12 protein-coding genes are annotated in these 14,814 nt (G+C 70.7%); 10 read left to right on the top strand and 2 right to left on the bottom strand.

The window, feature by feature from the left end; all coding sequences use genetic code 11:
• Positions 1-182: 182 nt before the first annotated feature.
• Positions 183-1,079: a DUF2510 domain-containing protein gene (locus AC07FA_RS07800; protein WP_479074253.1), complete on the top strand. Its 897-nt coding sequence runs from the start codon at positions 183-185 to the stop codon at positions 1,077-1,079.
• Between the two features lie 128 nt (positions 1,080-1,207).
• On the opposite strand, the gene AC07FA_RS07805 is transcribed toward AC07FA_RS07800, so the two are convergent.
• Positions 1,208-2,653, bottom strand: a complete 1,446-nt coding sequence (locus AC07FA_RS07805) for a glyceraldehyde-3-phosphate dehydrogenase (protein WP_479073849.1) — start codon at positions 2,651-2,653, stop codon at positions 1,208-1,210.
• A gap of 411 nt (positions 2,654-3,064) precedes the next feature.
• Here AC07FA_RS07805 and AC07FA_RS07810 point away from each other — a divergent pair, with 411 nt between their 5' ends.
• The 9 genes from AC07FA_RS07810 to AC07FA_RS07850 all read left to right on the top strand — a co-directional run bounded on the left by AC07FA_RS07810 (position 3,065) and on the right by AC07FA_RS07850 (position 13,995).
• On the top strand, positions 3,065-4,054 hold the full coding sequence (locus AC07FA_RS07810; protein ID WP_479073851.1) for an alpha/beta hydrolase-fold protein: 990 nt from the start codon (positions 3,065-3,067) through the stop codon (positions 4,052-4,054).
• 70 nt (positions 4,055-4,124) lie between these two features.
• Entirely contained in the window at positions 4,125-5,636 is a 1,512-nt protein-coding gene (locus AC07FA_RS07815) for a DUF8189 domain-containing protein (protein ID WP_479073853.1), read from the top strand.
• Between the two features lie 109 nt (positions 5,637-5,745).
• Positions 5,746-7,167, top strand: a complete 1,422-nt coding sequence (locus tag AC07FA_RS07820) for a DUF8189 domain-containing protein (protein WP_479073855.1) — start codon at positions 5,746-5,748, stop codon at positions 7,165-7,167.
• A gap of 83 nt (positions 7,168-7,250) precedes the next feature.
• Positions 7,251-9,284 carry a DUF8189 domain-containing protein gene (locus tag AC07FA_RS07825; RefSeq protein WP_479073857.1) on the top strand — a complete coding sequence of 678 codons (2,034 nt, stop codon included), beginning with the start codon at positions 7,251-7,253 and terminating at the stop codon, positions 9,282-9,284.
• A 494-nt stretch (positions 9,285-9,778) separates the two neighbouring features.
• Positions 9,779-10,588, top strand: coding sequence for a serine/threonine protein kinase (locus AC07FA_RS07830; RefSeq protein WP_479073858.1), 810 nt, complete (start codon positions 9,779-9,781; stop codon positions 10,586-10,588).
• A complete protein-coding gene (locus AC07FA_RS07835) occupies positions 10,585-12,021 on the top strand; it encodes a serine/threonine-protein kinase (protein ID WP_479073859.1) in 1,437 nt (478 codons plus the stop codon). The genes AC07FA_RS07830 and AC07FA_RS07835 overlap by 4 nt, the downstream gene beginning before the upstream one ends.
• Positions 12,022-12,068: 47 nt before the next feature.
• A complete protein-coding gene (gene lepB / locus AC07FA_RS07840; protein ID WP_479073860.1) occupies positions 12,069-12,737 on the top strand; it encodes a signal peptidase I in 669 nt (222 codons plus the stop codon).
• Between the two features lie 69 nt (positions 12,738-12,806).
• Complete coding sequence (locus AC07FA_RS07845; RefSeq protein ID WP_479073862.1) at positions 12,807-13,382, top strand: TniQ family protein; 576 nt, start codon at positions 12,807-12,809, stop codon at positions 13,380-13,382.
• 190 nt (positions 13,383-13,572) lie between these two features.
• Entirely contained in the window at positions 13,573-13,995 is a 423-nt protein-coding gene (locus AC07FA_RS07850) for a hypothetical protein (RefSeq protein ID WP_479073864.1), read from the top strand.
• Here the strand turns inward: AC07FA_RS07850 and AC07FA_RS07855 are convergent.
• Entirely contained in the window at positions 13,974-14,753 is a 780-nt protein-coding gene (locus AC07FA_RS07855; protein WP_479073865.1) for a helix-turn-helix domain-containing protein, read from the bottom strand. The genes AC07FA_RS07850 and AC07FA_RS07855 overlap by 22 nt on opposite strands.
• Positions 14,754-14,814: the final 61 nt, after the last annotated feature.

Below are 14,814 nucleotides of genomic sequence, written 5' to 3' on the forward strand. Positions count from 1 at the left end.
ACAGCACATGTGGTCGGACCAAAGCCGTTCGGGTGACCGCGCCCCGCTCGGCACGCACGGCGGATGCGGACGCAAGTCGTCCGGCTCCGGGCGGAGTTGCCCTGCCCGCGTGCTCCCCGCGCCCACACTCCCAATTCATGTGATTCTCACGCTGTCCGTTTAATGTGCACAGCGTGACCCAGATGAGCCCGCCCGGCTGGCATCCAGACCCCGGGCATTCAGGAATCGGCCCCGCCCAGGAACGCTGGTGGGACGGGAGCCGTTGGACGGACCAGCTCCGCCTGCCGCCCGCGGCGGTCCGGCGCCGCCGGGTGCGCATCGGCGCAGGCATCGCCGCCGGCGTGGTGCTCCTCGCCGCAGTCGGAGGCGGAGCGTTTCTGCTGGGGCAGGACTCCGGCGATCGGACGGATGACGCCGTCGCCGCGGCCCCGTCCCCTTCCGCTCCGCCCTCCGGCGCACCCGGCAGGCCCGGTGCGCCCGAGGACGGCGAGAAGGGGGGTGGTGACCAGGCCCCGGACCAGCGGATGCCGCCGAGCGAGGACGGTTACGCGACGGACCTGGCCAGCGGGATCAGCATCCCGGTACCCGACGGCTGGACCGGATCGTCGGGCGTCGTCGGCGCCGGGCTGACCACCGGTGAGTACGCCTGTCCCGGCGACGCCAAGCAGAAGTGCGTGCGCGGCGGGGTGTTCTCCGCTCCGGCGGCCGCTCTCGATCTGAAGGCGGCCACCGCGGAGGCCGCGGCGAAGAAGGACATCGCGGCCAACGCGGAGGAGTCGTACGGCGAGAAGATCTACGAAGGGATCACCTCGCACCGGACACTCAAGTCCGAGGCGGTCACCGTCGCCGGCCAGAAGGGCTATCTGGTGCGCTGGGAAGTGGTGACGAAGAAGGGCGACGACGGGTACGTGGAGTCGCTGGCCTTCCCTTCGCCCACCGCCAAGGATCAGCTGGTCGTCATCCGGTCCGGTTTCGACATCAACGACAAGGCGCCCAAGCTCTCCGTCCTGGACGAGATCACGAAGGGCATCAAGGCCGCCTCGAACGCGGGCGGCTCGGGGTCCGGCAAGACCGCGTAGCAGGGCGCGGACAGCCGTGACGCGTCGGAGGCCGTACCGGAACGTTCCGGTACGGCCTCCGTGTCCTCGGCTCGTCAGGCGGTCCTCAGCTCGTCACGCGCCCGGGCCGGGACGACGATCCGCCCTGATCAGGCCACCGGAACCGGGAAGGTCGGGTACTCCACCCCGGAGACGTGCTGCACGACCCGGATGACCTGGCAGGAGTAGCCGAACTCGTTGTCGTACCAGAGGTAGAGGATCGCGTCGTCGCCCTCGACCTTGGTGGCCCCGGCGTCGACGATCGAGGCGTGGCGCGAACCGATGAAGTCGCTCGACACCGCGTCGGGAGCGGTGGTGAAGTCGATCTGGCGCTTCAGCGGCGAGGTCAGCGAGACGTTCCGGAGGTAGTCGAGAACCTCCTCGCGGGTCGTCTCCCGGCCGAGCCGCAGGCTCAGGATCGCGATCGAGACGTCCGGCACCGGGACCCGGATCGAGCTGCCGGTGATCCTCGCGTCGAGGTCGGGGAGCGCCTTGGCCACGGCTGCGGCGGCACCCGTCTCCGTGATCACCATGTTGAGCGGCGCCGAACGGCCACGGCGGTCGGAGCTGTGGTAGTTGTCCAGCAGGTTCTGGTCGTTGGTGAACGAGTGAACCGTCTCGACGTGACCGCGCAGGACGCCGTACTCCTCCGCCATCGCCTTCAGCGGCGGAACGATCGCGTTGGTGGTGCACGAGGCGCAGGAGAGGATCTGCTCGTCCGGCTTGATCGTGTCGTGGTTGACACCGTGGACGATGTTGGGGACGTCACCCTTGCCCGGCGCGGTCAGGACGACCTTGTCGATCCCGGGACGCAGGTGCTTCGACAGGCCCTCGCGGTCGCGCCACTTACCGGTGTTGTCGATCAGGATGGCGTCCTTGATGCCGTACGCCGTGTAGTCGACCTCGGACGGGTCGTTGGCGTAGATCACCTTGATCTCGTTGCCGTTGGCGATGATCTTGCTGCTCGCCTCGTCGACGGTGATCGTGCCCTGGAACTGCCCGTGGATCGAGTCGCGCCGCAGCAGCGAGGCGCGCTTGACGATGTCCTGCTCGCCGCCCCGACGGACGACGATGGCGCGCAGGCGCAGACCGTTTCCGGAACCGGACTTCTCGATGAGCAGCCGGGCGACGAGACGGCCGATGCGGCCGAACCCGTAGAGGACGACGTCACGCCCTTCCCGACGGTCGGCCTTGTTGGCACCCATGGCCCCCGCGACGGCCTCCGCGGTGAACTCCTCGACCGAGAGACCGCGGTCGTCGGCCTTGTACGTCACGGCGAGCATGCCGATGTCGATCTGCGAAGGACCGAGGTCCAGCGTGGTGAGGACCTGCAGGAAGGGCAGCGTCTCGGTGACCGAGAGCTCCTCACCGTCGATCTGGCGGGCGAACCGGTGAGTCTTGAGGATGCTGACCACCGACTTGTTCACCAGGGAGCGGCTGTGAAGCAGGACGGTGACGTCCCGCTCCCTGTGCAGCTTCCCGATGACGGGGATCATCGACTCCGCGATCTCTTCGCGGTTCTTCCAGTTGGTGAACGAGTCGTCATTGACAGTCACAGGTTTATCTTTCGAGCTAGGCGGCGCTCATATGCTAACCCCATGGCACTTTGATCATTCAAACGGTGTGGTCAGAGCGGCCGGCCCGGGTGGGACGGGGTAGCTGAGGGGCCCCGCCCGAGGGCAGTGCGAACGGCGCGCGCGCGAGGGCTCGGCGGACGCGGGGCTGGAACGGACGGGCCCCATCGCCGCCCCGCCCGCCGCTCGCGTGCTTCTGTGACGTCTCCTTAGCCGACGCGCTCGCGCCTGTCAGTCCGTAACCTTCCGGGGTCTCCTGGCCCACGCCCGTTGCTACCTTCCAGACGCCCGCTCGTACGGTCCGATCCGACGGCCCGGGCACGGTCCGAAGCGGTGCGGTGGGCCTTCCGCTGCGCCCGGGCACATCGACACGCTCCCGACCAGGAGGTCACGTTGAGCGCGCAGCACCCCAGTCGCAGGAACATCCTCAAGACCGCCGGAGGCCTCACGGCCGCGATGGCCCTCGGCGGCGGAGGCATGCTCGCCGCGGCGTCACCGGCATCCGCCGCGGGCGACGGCTTCGGCCTGAGCATCGTGGACCGCAACGAGGCCGACCACCGCATGTGGTACTACCGGTTCTCCACCAGCGCGATCGGCTGGAATCCGGCCCTCAACGTGCTCCTCCCCGACGACTACCACTGGAGCGGACGCACGTACCCCGTCCTCTACCTCTTCCACGGAGGCGGTACGGACCAGGACTTCATCACGTTCGACCGCGAGGGCATCCGTCAGTGGACCGCGGGCAAGCCGATCATCGTCGTCATGCCCGACGGCGGGCACGCGGGCTGGTACTCCAACCCCGTGAGTTCCAACGCCGGACCGCGGAACTGGGAGCACTTCCACATCGCGCAGCTGATCCCGTGGATCGAGGCGAACTTCCGCACCTACGCCGAGTACGACGGCCGTGCCGTGTCCGGATTCTCGATGGGTGGCTTCGGCGCGCTGAAGTACGCCGCCAAGTACTACGGCCACTTCGCCTCGGTGAGCGCCCACTCCGGCCCGGCCAGCCTGCGCCGGGACAACGGCCTCGTGGCCCACTGGGCCAACGCCTCCTCCGCGGCCCTGGACCTGAACGGCGGCACGGTCTACGGGGCGCCGTTCTGGGACGAGGCCCGGGTCAGCGCGGACAACCCGGTGCAGCGGATCGAGAGCTACCGCAACAAGCGCGTCTTCCTGGTCGCCGGCACCAGCCCCGATCCGGTCAACTGGTTCGACACCGCCAACGAAAGCCAAGTGCTCGCAGGACAGCGGGAGTTCCGCTCGCTCCTCGGCAACGCGGGAATCCCGCACGAGTGGTACGAGCTGCCCGGCGGCCACTTCATCCGCCACGACATGATGCAGCGCGACATCGACGGCATCATCGGCCGCCTGCGCAAGGCGTGAGCGGCGCTCCTCGCACCCCATTCCCTTCCATCCCACTCACCCCGAGAAAACCAAGGGGGAGGAGCGTCACGTGCTTCCCGGACTTTCCCGACGCGCACTGAACTGTGCTCTCGCGGCGACAGCCGCCCTTCTGCCGGTGCTGCTCGCGGCGACCCCGGCCACGGCCAGGACCGCCACTTCCGCCGCGGCGTGCCCGGCCGCCGGCTTCGTGAGCCAGCCCTACCACAGCGGCCACAACGGCGTCGACATCGCCAACGACGTCGGAACACCGATCTACGCCGTGGGCGACGGCGAGGTGACCATCTCCGGGTACACGGGCGACTACGGCCAGTGGATCCGCGTCCAGCACCCGGACGGAAGGATCTCCGAGTACGGGCACATGTCCCGGCGGGACGTCTCTGTCGGCGACCATGTCGTGGCCGGCCAGCAGATCGCCCTGATGGGCGCCGAGGGCAACTCGTCCGGCCCCCATCTCCATCTGCGGATCTGGGGAGACCCGTCCGCCCAGTACGGCATCGACCCCGAGGTCTACCTCGCGGAGGGCGGCGTGGTGCTGCCCTGCATCCCGGGCAGTGGTCCGCGACCCCAGCCGCTGGTGTATCCGGTGGAGTCGGGCCGGGTGGTCTCGGCACGGGGGGCGGACGGACGCCTTGAGGTGTTCGCGGCCGGAGCCGATGGCGTGCACCACGCCTGGCAGCGCGAAACGAACCGCGACTGGTCGGACTGGGAACCGCTGGGCGGCCCCGGCAACGCCGAGCTCGCGATCGCACCCAACGCGGACGGCCGTCTGGAGATGTTCGCGATCAACGCGAACACCTTCCAGCACCGCTACCAGCTCACCCCGTCGGGCGGCTGGTCCAACTGGGAGACCTTCGGCGGCGGCGGACGCGACACGGCTGCCGGTGTCAACGCCGACGGCCGCATCGAGGTCTTCGCCTCAGGCCCGGCAGGGCTCTTCCACAAATACCAGACGGCCCCGAACGGCGGCTGGTCCGACTGGGAACCCACCGGCGGAGGCCCCGCCGACGGGCGCATCGAGATGGAGAAGTCACCCGACGGCCGTCTGGAGGTGTTCGCCCTCAACGGAGACACCTTCCAGCACCAGTACCAGACAGCCCCCAACGGGAGCTGGTCGTCCTGGGGCACCTTCGGCGGCGGAGGCCGCGACCTCACCATCGACCACAACGCCGACGGACGGATCGAAGTCTTCGCCTCGGGCCCGGTCGGCGTCTTCCACAAATACCAGACCGGCCCCACCAGCTGGTCGGACTGGGAACCCACCGGCGGCCCCCCGAACTCCCAGCTCAGCACTGAGCGCACGGCTGACGGGCGCGTCGAGGTCTTCGCCATGAACGGCACTACGGCCATGCACGCCTGGCAGACCGCCGTGAACGCTCCCTACAGCGAATGGACCACCTTCGGCGGCGGAGGCACAGAGGTCACCGCGACCTCCAACGCCGACGGCCGCATCGAGGTCTTCGGCACCAGCCACGCCGGCACCTTCCACAAATGGCAGACCGGCTTCTCCACCTGGTCCGACTGGGCCTGGGTCAACAACAGCGCAGGCCCCGCCCTCAACTGACCCACCTCATGACATCCGAAGGAGGCAGTAAGTGATCAGCGTTCGGCACTCCTCACCGGCGAGAACCGCTTCACCGCGGCGCCGCGTTCCGCAGCGGGCCATTCTGTCGATGCTGGCTTCGCTGCTCGTCGCCGGAGGGCTGCTCGTCGGGGCCTCGCCGGCGTACGCCGCACCCAGCGATCTCTGCGCCGAGGTCGGCCACCGGGCGGGCTGGCGCGGGGACGCCCTGGTCACCGCCGTGGCGGTCGCCCTGGCCGAGTCCGGCTGCAACCCGGCCGCGTCCAACACCGCGGGCAACGTCGACGCCCCCGGGTCGACGGACCGGGGCCTGTGGCAGATCAACGACGAGTTCCACCCGGACGTCCAGGACTCCTGCGCGTACGACGCCCAGTGCAACGCCAACGAGGCGTTCCGGATCTCCTCCGGCGGTGCGAACTGGCGGCCCTGGTCCACGTACAACCGTGGCACGCACTGGCAGTACATGGACACCGCACGCGACGCGGTCGCGCGGCTCGGAAACCCGGGGACCGGCCCCCAGCCGTTGGTGTATCCGGTGGAGTCGGGCCGGGTGGTCTCGGCACGGGGGGCGGACGGACGCCTTGAGGTGTTCGCGGCCGGAGCCGATGGTGTGCACCACGCCTGGCAGCTCGGAGCGAACCGTGACTGGTCGGACTGGGAACCGCTGGGGGGTCCCGGCAACGCCGAGCTCGCGATCGCACCCAACGCGGACGGCCGTCTGGAGATGTTCGCGATCAACGGAAGCACCTTCCAGCACCGCTACCAGCTGACTCCGTCGGGCGGCTGGTCCAACTGGGAGACCTTCGGCGGCGGCGGACGGGACACGGCGGCGGGTGTCAACGCCGACGGCCGCATCGAGGTCTTCGCCTCGGGGCCTGCCGGGCTCTTCCACAAGTACCAAGTGGCTCCGAACGGTGGCTGGTCGGACTGGGAGCCCACCGGCGGAGGCCCCGCGGACGGGCGCATCGAGATGGAGAAGTCACCGGACGGCCGTCTGGAGGTGTTCGCCCTCAACGGTGACACCTTCCAGCACCAGTACCAGACAGCCCCCAACGGGAGCTGGTCGTCCTGGGGCACCTTCGGCGGCGGCGGGCGCGACCTCACCGTCGACCACAACGCCGACGGACGCCTGGAAGTCTTCGCCTCGGGCCCGGTCGGTGTCTTCCACAAATACCAGACCGGCCCCACCAGCTGGTCGGAGTGGGAGCCCACCGGCGGTCCGGCCGACTCGCAGCTCAGCAGCGAACGCACCCCGGACGGGCGCGTCGAGGTGTTCGCCATGAACGGCGCCACGGCCATGCACGCCTGGCAGACCGCCGTGAACGCTCCCTACAGCGAATGGACCACCTTCGGCGGCGGAGGCACGGAAGTCACCGCGACCGCCAACGCCGACGGCCGCATCGAGATCTTCGGCACCAGCCACGCCGGCACCTTCCACAAGTGGCAGACCGGCTTCTCCACCTGGTCCGACTGGGCCTGGGTCAACAACAGCGCAGGCCCCGCCCTCAACTGACCCACCTCCGACCGTCCCCCACGACCCGCGGCCGGCCCTGCCCGCACGGCACGGCCGGCCGCGCGGTCTCTCTGGAGAGACTCATGCATCCGATCAGCAGACGGAACCTGTTACGGGGGGCCGCAGGGGCCGGCACGCTCCCGTTCCTGGGCGCCGCCCCGGCCGGGGCGGCAACGGCCGGGACCGTTCCGCTTCCCCGGTGGATCGGCGCGGGACCCTTCGCGCACGTCTACGACCCGTCCACGAACGCCGGGCCGCGCTACCTCAACGACCACACGCTGATCAAGGCGCAGGACCGCTGGCACCTGTTCAGCATCGTGGGAGACAGCGCGCCGCCAGGTGAATCCCCGGACAGCGGTGCGGAGATCTCCTTCGCCCATGCCTCCGCGCCCGCCCCGCACGGACCGTGGACCACCCACGCCGACGCGCTCACCGTCGACCCGTCCTACTTCGGCGAGGAACACGTGTGGGCGCCGCACGTCGTCGAGGCGGACGGCAGGTTCTGGATGTTCTACGCAGCGGGCGGCGAGAGTGGTGCCGCGATCAACCTCGCCACGTCGACCGATCTGTTCACCTGGACCCGCGAGCCGTCCGGCCCGTTGTTCCGGGGGCTCGCGGCGCGTGACCCGATGGTGCTGCGGGTCGGCGGCGAGTGGGTCATGTACTACACCGAACTCTCGGGCACGGGCGGCGGCCACCACGTCGTGGCGTACCGGCGGTCCGCCGATCTGGTGCACTGGAGCGCACCGGGCGTCGCGTTCACCGACGCCAGTACCGATACGACGGTCTCGGTCACCGAGTCTCCGTACGTCGTCGAACGGGACGGCTGGTACTACCTGTTCATCGGGCCACGCAACGGTTACGAGGGCACCGACGTGCTGGCGTCCCGGGACCCGTTCCGCTTCGGTCTCACCGGCTACGCGGGCCACGTTCCCGGTCACGCGGTCGAGGTGTTCGCCGACGGGGACACGTGGTACGCGAGCGCCGCGGGATGGTTCCGGCAGGGGCTCTCCGTCGCTCCCCTGCACTGGCGGGACACGCCTCCGCCGTGGCAGAGCGCGGACAACCCGGTGGCGGGTCTCGACGTCGACGGCCGGCTCACGGTGTTCGCGCTCGACGCCGCCGACCGCTCGATGCTGCGGCGGGTCCAGCTCGACCCCGGCACCGACACCTGGTCGGAGTGGGAGACCTTCGGTGGGCCGGCCGGCGCGGTCCCCACGCTGGGGCGCAACACGAACGGCAGGCTGGAGGTGTTCTCACTCGACCCGGGCGGTACGAACCTCCACCACCGGGTGCAGCGGCCGGACGGCGGCTGGTACGACTGGGAGGAGTTCGGCGGTCCGGCCGGCGCGGCCCCCGCCGTGGCCCGCAACGCCGACGGGCGGTTGGAGGTCTTCGCGCTGAGCCCCGGCGGAGCCTCCTTCGCACGGCGACGGCAGTGGTCGCCCGGTTCGCTGGCCTGGGACCCGTGGGAGCCGGGCTTCGGCGGAGCCGCGGGGGCGCCACCGGTGGTCGCGGCCAACGCCGACGGCCGGCTGGAGGTGTTCGCCCTCTCCCCCGGCGGCGCCGGAATCCGCCACCGGTGGCAGGAGTCTCCCAGCGGCCCCTGGACCGCCGCGTGGCACAGCTTCGGTACCGCGGCCGGTGCCGCGCCGCGTGTGTCCAGGGACGGCAGCGGCCGGCTCACCGTGGCGGCGATCGGGCCGTCGGGCGTGGGTACGTTCTCCCGACGCCAGACCGTGGCGAGCGGCGGCTGGGACACGTGGCAGCCGATGTTCGGCTGGAGCGCCGCCGCCCCGGCGTTCGCCGCCAACGCCGACGGCCGGCTCGAGGCGCTCTCCCTGACTCCGGGCGGCGCCCGGCTCAGTCACCGCTGGCAGGTGGCGCCGGGCGGGAGCTGGGATCCCGGCGGGGAGTTCGGTGAACCCGGTACCGGGCTCACCGCCACGCCCGCCGCCGCACTCGACTCCACCGGGCGGCTGCACGTCTTCGCCGTCACCACCGAGGGCCGGATACGGACCCGCGTCCAGAGCCGGCCGAGCGGCGGATGGCAACCGTGGACGGCCTTCGGCGATCGCGTGGTCGCGCCCGTCGTCGCGGGCAGCCCCGCTCCCTGAGCGCGGAGTGCGGATTTCGCCAAGTGAAGGAGGCGAACAGGCGATTCGGTCGCGCGCGCAGCTGCTGGATCGCCTGCCTCCGCCTCCGGGCTCGGTGACGTTTCCCACCTTGCGCCGGGCGGGACAGAGCGTCCGCGCCCGGGGCGGGACGGTGCGTGCCGCACTCCGGCCCTCGGCATCGGCACCCCGACCCTTCACACACCAGTGCGAGTTCTTCGGCCGATCGGCTCGACAGACACCCAAAAACGGCACCAAATCACCGCTCCCGCCCCAGAGAAGAGGTGCCCTGGGTCACAGCGCGGGACGTCGCCGCGGGGTGATTGCCGCACCTCGCCGGGAGGACGCCGCGGGAGCCGCCTCGCGCCGCTGCGGCGGGCCACCGGCCGCCACGGCGGGTCCCGGCCGAAGTGGCCGAAGCACGCCGGTGAACTCCGCCTTGACGTGAGTATCGTTCCGCTCGTCCGACAACTGCGACGGGCGGAACAGGGGGAGCGGTGAGCGGCGTAGTCGTCCATCTGCCGCGGGGCAGCGGGGGCACCGGCGGCGGTGAACCGTGCGGTGACGCGGTGACGTTACGGCTCGGTCCGGGCGAGGTCGCACGCTTCGGACGGGGCTCCTCGACGACCCCGGTCGAGCTTCGTCTCGCCGACGCGGCGATCTCCCGGCTCGCCGGTGAGATCCGTGTGACCGACGACCACTGGCAGCTGACGAACCACAGCTCCATCCACAACTATCTGGTGGAGAACCCGGAGGGCGCCGGTGAGTACCTGCGGGTGCCGCCGCGACGGGTCGCGGCACCCGTCCCGTTCGAGTTCTCCCGCGTGGTGCTGCCCACCCGCGGCAACCTCACCGTCTCCTTCCAGGTCTTCGCGCCCGACCACGTCTATCTGGACCCGGAGGCCATGGGCCTCCCCTGGGGAAGCCGCACGGTCACCGCGTACTCCCTGGACGAGACGGCCACGTACTTCCTCGTCCTCGTCGCGCTCTGCGAACCGCGCCTGCGCGACGAGTCCCGGGTGGCGGTGCCCACCACTCCCCAGATCGTCGAGCGGCTCAGAGGCCACGTCACCTCCGGCACCCTGACAGCGCGGGCGATCAGCTCGCACATCGACTACCTCGCCGAGGAGAAACTGCGCATCGGCGCCCCGGACGCCCACGAACCCGGAAAGGGCGAGCGGCGCAACGGCAAGCGGGAGGAGATCGTCGGTCTCGCGCTGCGGTTCGGGCTCGTACGGGAGGAACACCTCGCGCTGCTGCCGTCCCTGGCAGGGGCCGGCGGGCGGGAGCGGCGGACCCCGCGATGACACCGCCGCACGGCCTGGGCGGCACCACGGGATCCGACCGTACGGACCTGATTCCGCCCGGCTACCGGGTGGGAGGCTGGGTGGTCACCGAGCCGATCGGGGCCGGGGGCTGGTCGACGGTCTACGCGGCACGGCCGGCCGGCAGCGGCCCGGAACCGGACCGCGGGGGCACATCGGGCCGCGGGGACGTCGCGCTCAAGATCATGCCGACCGCGGGGCTCGCGCCGCGCCAGGCGCGCAGGATCGTGGAATCCGCCCACCGCGAGGTCGAACTCGGCCGCCGGGCCGGGCATCCCCGGCTGATCGGTCTCCTGGAGTCCTTCGTCGTCACCGCACCGGACCATCCCGCCCTGGACGGCGCGATCGTGCTGGTCATGGAGCGGGCCACGGGCAGTCTGCGGGAACTCCTCGACGCGGGGGTGCCCGAGGCCGATCGCGGCCGGCTGATCGCGGGCATCTGCGAGGGGCTGGCCCATCTCCACCGGTCGGGCTGGGTGCACGCCGATCTCAAGCCGGAGAACATCCTGCTGGGCACGGACGGCTCCGTGAAGCTCTCCGACTTCGGCCTCGCCACCGAGCTGACCGGGACGCACGGGTACGTGCCCCCCATGGGCACCCTGGACTACCTCCCGCCCGAACGCTGGAGGGCCCCCCTGGGGGAGCTCGGCGTGCGGGTCCGGCCGAGTGCCGACATCTGGGCACTGGGCATCGTCATCCACGAAATGTTCGCGTCCGGTGCCTCGCCGTTCTCCGGCGCCACACCCGTGGCGCGGGGCGCCTCCGTGCAGGAGTACGGCGAGGGGCGTGCGCCGCTGCGCATGGACCACGCGGTGCCACCGTTCTGGCGTGCGCTGGCCGCCGACTGCCTGGCTCCGACCCACGCGGCGCGCAATCCGCACACGGCCGAGAGCCTGCTCTCCCGCATCGCCGTCCGGGAGCGGACGCGCGGGGCAGGGGCAGGCAGGCTGCGGGGCGCGGCTCGCGCCGCCGCCCTCGCTGCCGCGCTGTGCGGGACCGCCGGCGCCACCCTGTGGTCGGACACCGTGCGGGAGAGCCCTTCCGCGTCCCCCGGCCGTACGGGCGTGACGGCCGGCGCGCTCCGGGTCTTCAACGCGGAGCGCGGCTGCCAGGACCGGACCGACCGGGACCTGCGGTGCAGTCTCGGCCTGGCGGTCGACCCACTGCATCCGTACACCGCGGACAACGTCGTACCGACCCGGGTGTGGCACGGCGACGTCCTGGCCGCCGACTGCCAGTTGACCGACGGGCAGCCCATCGTCGACGAGGAGGACCGGCGTTCCACCCGTTGGTACCGCGTCCGACTCCCGCCCGGCTCCGCGCCCTCCACGGCCTGGCTCCCCGCCGTACGCACCAAGGACCGGCCCCCGCTGCCGGGGTGCCCCCGGCTGCGTTCCCGTCCCGGGACCACTTAGCCTCTGCTGGTCGGCCCGGCCTCGGGCTGTTCGAAGGAGGGGTGTTCATGCAACAGCGGGGAGCGGGCAGCGGGCTGAGAGTCGCGGCCCGGGTCCTGGTGCCACTCGGGCTCGTCCTGGCACTGGGAGGCATCGGGTACTTCTTCACGAACTACCAAGGGGCCACCGTCATGAGCCAGGCGATGGAGCCCACTTACCGCAGGGGCGAACGGCTGGTCATCGAGCGCCTCGACGCGGGCGAGATACGCAGGGGCGATGTCGTACTCGTCCACGTGCCCGATCGCTATGAGGGCGGTCCGGTCCTGCAGCGGGTCATCGGGATGGGCGGCGATCACGTGGTGTGCGACGGAGACCGGATCACGGTGAACGGGAAGCCGGTCGACGAACCGTACGTCATGCGCGGCGAGGTGAACCCGGGAACCGGACCGTACGACGTGCAGGTGCCGGAAGGACGGTTGTTCCTGCTGGGCGATCACCGGGGGAACTCGAACGACTCGCGGTTCTTCCTCGACGAGCGGTCGGGCAGCGTCGCGGCTTCCGGGGTGCTCGGGCGAGTGCAGAACGGTTTCGCCGTGGCGGCGGTGCCGGTGGCGCTCGGAGTCCTCGGGATCGTGCTGACCCTGGTCGGGACCGGTCTGGGGATCGGGGGGTACGCGGCCGGGCGGAGGGCCCGCCGGCCGCTCGCGGCTGTGCCGCCGCCGTGGCCCGTGGAATAGGACCGTGTCGTAGGCGGTGAGGTGGACGAGCGTCTGTGGCAGCGCTCCGCTCCAGGAACACCGTCTTCGATGACGACGACGCCTTTGGTCCGCAGTCTCGCACCGCTGCCCGAGGAATCCCTGCCCGGCTACCTGCTGGGGCTCGCTCACCGCCTGGGCCGCTCACCCGCCCGGATCGGCGAGCTCACCATACTGGCCCCGCACACACCGGGCCGGGTCACACGATTGCCCGCGCACCTGCTGGTTGCTCTTCGCCCCAAGGTGGCGACGGCATTCGCCGCCGCCACCCGCCTCACCCCGGGCGAGGTCGCCGCGCTCGGACTGCGGCAGTACGCCGACGGCTACCCGCCGCTGGCCGAAGCGGGGCTCCAGGAAGACGGCGGCGTCCTGCAGAACATGTGGGCGTTCTTGTTGAGAAGCTGGTGCACGCCGGTGACCAGCTTCCTCCCGTCAGGGAGCCGATCGCCGTGGCCGTCTGCGCGGACCAGCGGACTGAACAGGGCTTGGTGTCACCTATCTCGAAAAGTCGCATCAGGCCTCGTTCAGAGCGGTTGCGTCGCAGCGGTTCGCGAGCTTCACAGGCTGACCTGGGTTTCGGCGACGAGGTTTTCGCGCTACTTGACACCAGAGGGTCGGGGTTGCTGACACCTGCTCCAGATTTTCAGCCCGGTTGTCACCAGCGGCGAGGTGTTCCCGCTGCTCGGAGCGGCCGGGAACGGCCGCGGCTGTCGGAGCGGGCGATCAGTTGAAAGTCCATTCCCTACAGGGAATTGTCGGTCTCCGCCGCACCCCGCAGGATCTGGTCCGAATGGACCTGCCCGGCAAGGAGACGAAGATGATCGAGATCGAGCCGCAGCAGCTGGCCGACCACTACATGGCTCAGTGGAATGTGGCCGACGCCGCAGAGCGCCGCGCGGCCATCGAGCGGCTGTGGGCCGAGGACGGCACCCACATCCTTCACCCGCCCGCGGAGATTCGGGAGACCGCCGCGGAACTCGGCTTCGACCACCCGACTCTGGAGGCTCGGGGATACGACGCCATCGAGACCCGAGTGGCCCGGAGCTACGAGCGGTTCGTCGAGAAACAGGGATTCACCTTCCGGGCGCGCCCCGGTGCGATACGCCTCAATGGCGTGGTCAGGATCGGCTGGGAGGCGGTGTCCACCGAAACCGGCGACGTGGTGGGTGGCGGTTCGGACATGCTCGTACTCGACGAAAACGGCCGCATCAAGACCGATTACATGTTCCCGGGCTCCTGACCGGCGCCAGCGCAAGCCATTGCCGCGGCGGCCGCCGAGAGAGCCTCGGCCGTCGCCGGGTCCGCCGGCAGGAACGCCTCCAGCTTCAGCTCGGCAAGTGTCACGTCGACGGCGGTGGCGAAGGTCGTCACGGTCGTCATCAGGCGCAGCTCACCGTACGAGGACTGCAGGCGGAGCGGAACTGCGAAACCCAGTAGTCCGGCGGGCGGCTCCGGTTCGGGAACGTACCCGGTGAGCTCGGCGCGCAACTCCTCCAGGTGGCCGAGGCGTGCCAGGATGTGGCGCGCCCATTCGGCGAGGTTGCGGATGCGGGGAGCCAGGCCGTCGGGATGCAGCGCAAGGCGGTAGATGTTCGTGCCCGGGCCCACCAGCTCGGCAGCCGCGCCCTCGGTGATCAGGTCGAATGCGGTGTTCGCGGCGATCAGGTCACCACCCCGGTCCACAACCAGCGCCGGATACGGCAGATGCCCGTGGAGGATGTGGTCGATTGCCGTGCGCGCGGGGGCCAGCACCGGATCGTCAAGTGAGCTCTCGGGGTAGGCGGGCGCGTACCCGGCGGCCAGCAGCAGCTCGTTGCGCTCCCGCAGCGGCAGCTCCAGCGACTCGGCCAGGCGCACGACCATGTTCCGGCCGGGGACGGACCTGCCGGATTCAATGAAGCTGAGGTAGCGCTGGGTGGTGCCCGCTCGCAGCGCCAGGTCGAGCTGGCTGAGATGACGGCGGGTACGACGTTCGCGAAGCGCACTAGGGAAGTCCACGAGCCTGTTGTAACGGCGGCGGAGGGTCCCAGGCCATTCCCTGCAGGGAATTGTCGCCACA

It is taken from the genome of Streptomyces sp. NPDC045968, from assembly GCF_056430475.1.

Coding starts and splice junctions, on each gene's coding strand:
- AC07FA_RS07800 (WP_479074253.1), top strand. CDS start 183: ATGAGCCCGCCCGGCTGGCATCCAGACCCCGGGCATTCAGGAATCGGC.
- AC07FA_RS07820 (WP_479073855.1), top strand. CDS start 5,746: ATGCTGGCTTCGCTGCTCGTCGCCGGAGGGCTGCTCGTCGGGGCCTCG.
- AC07FA_RS07825 (WP_479073857.1), top strand. CDS start 7,251: ATGCATCCGATCAGCAGACGGAACCTGTTACGGGGGGCCGCAGGGGCC.
- AC07FA_RS07835 (WP_479073859.1), top strand. CDS start 10,585: ATGACACCGCCGCACGGCCTGGGCGGCACCACGGGATCCGACCGTACG.
- lepB (WP_479073860.1), top strand. CDS start 12,069: ATGCAACAGCGGGGAGCGGGCAGCGGGCTGAGAGTCGCGGCCCGGGTC.
- AC07FA_RS07845 (WP_479073862.1), top strand. CDS start 12,807: ATGACGACGACGCCTTTGGTCCGCAGTCTCGCACCGCTGCCCGAGGAA.
- AC07FA_RS07850 (WP_479073864.1), top strand. CDS start 13,573: ATGATCGAGATCGAGCCGCAGCAGCTGGCCGACCACTACATGGCTCAG.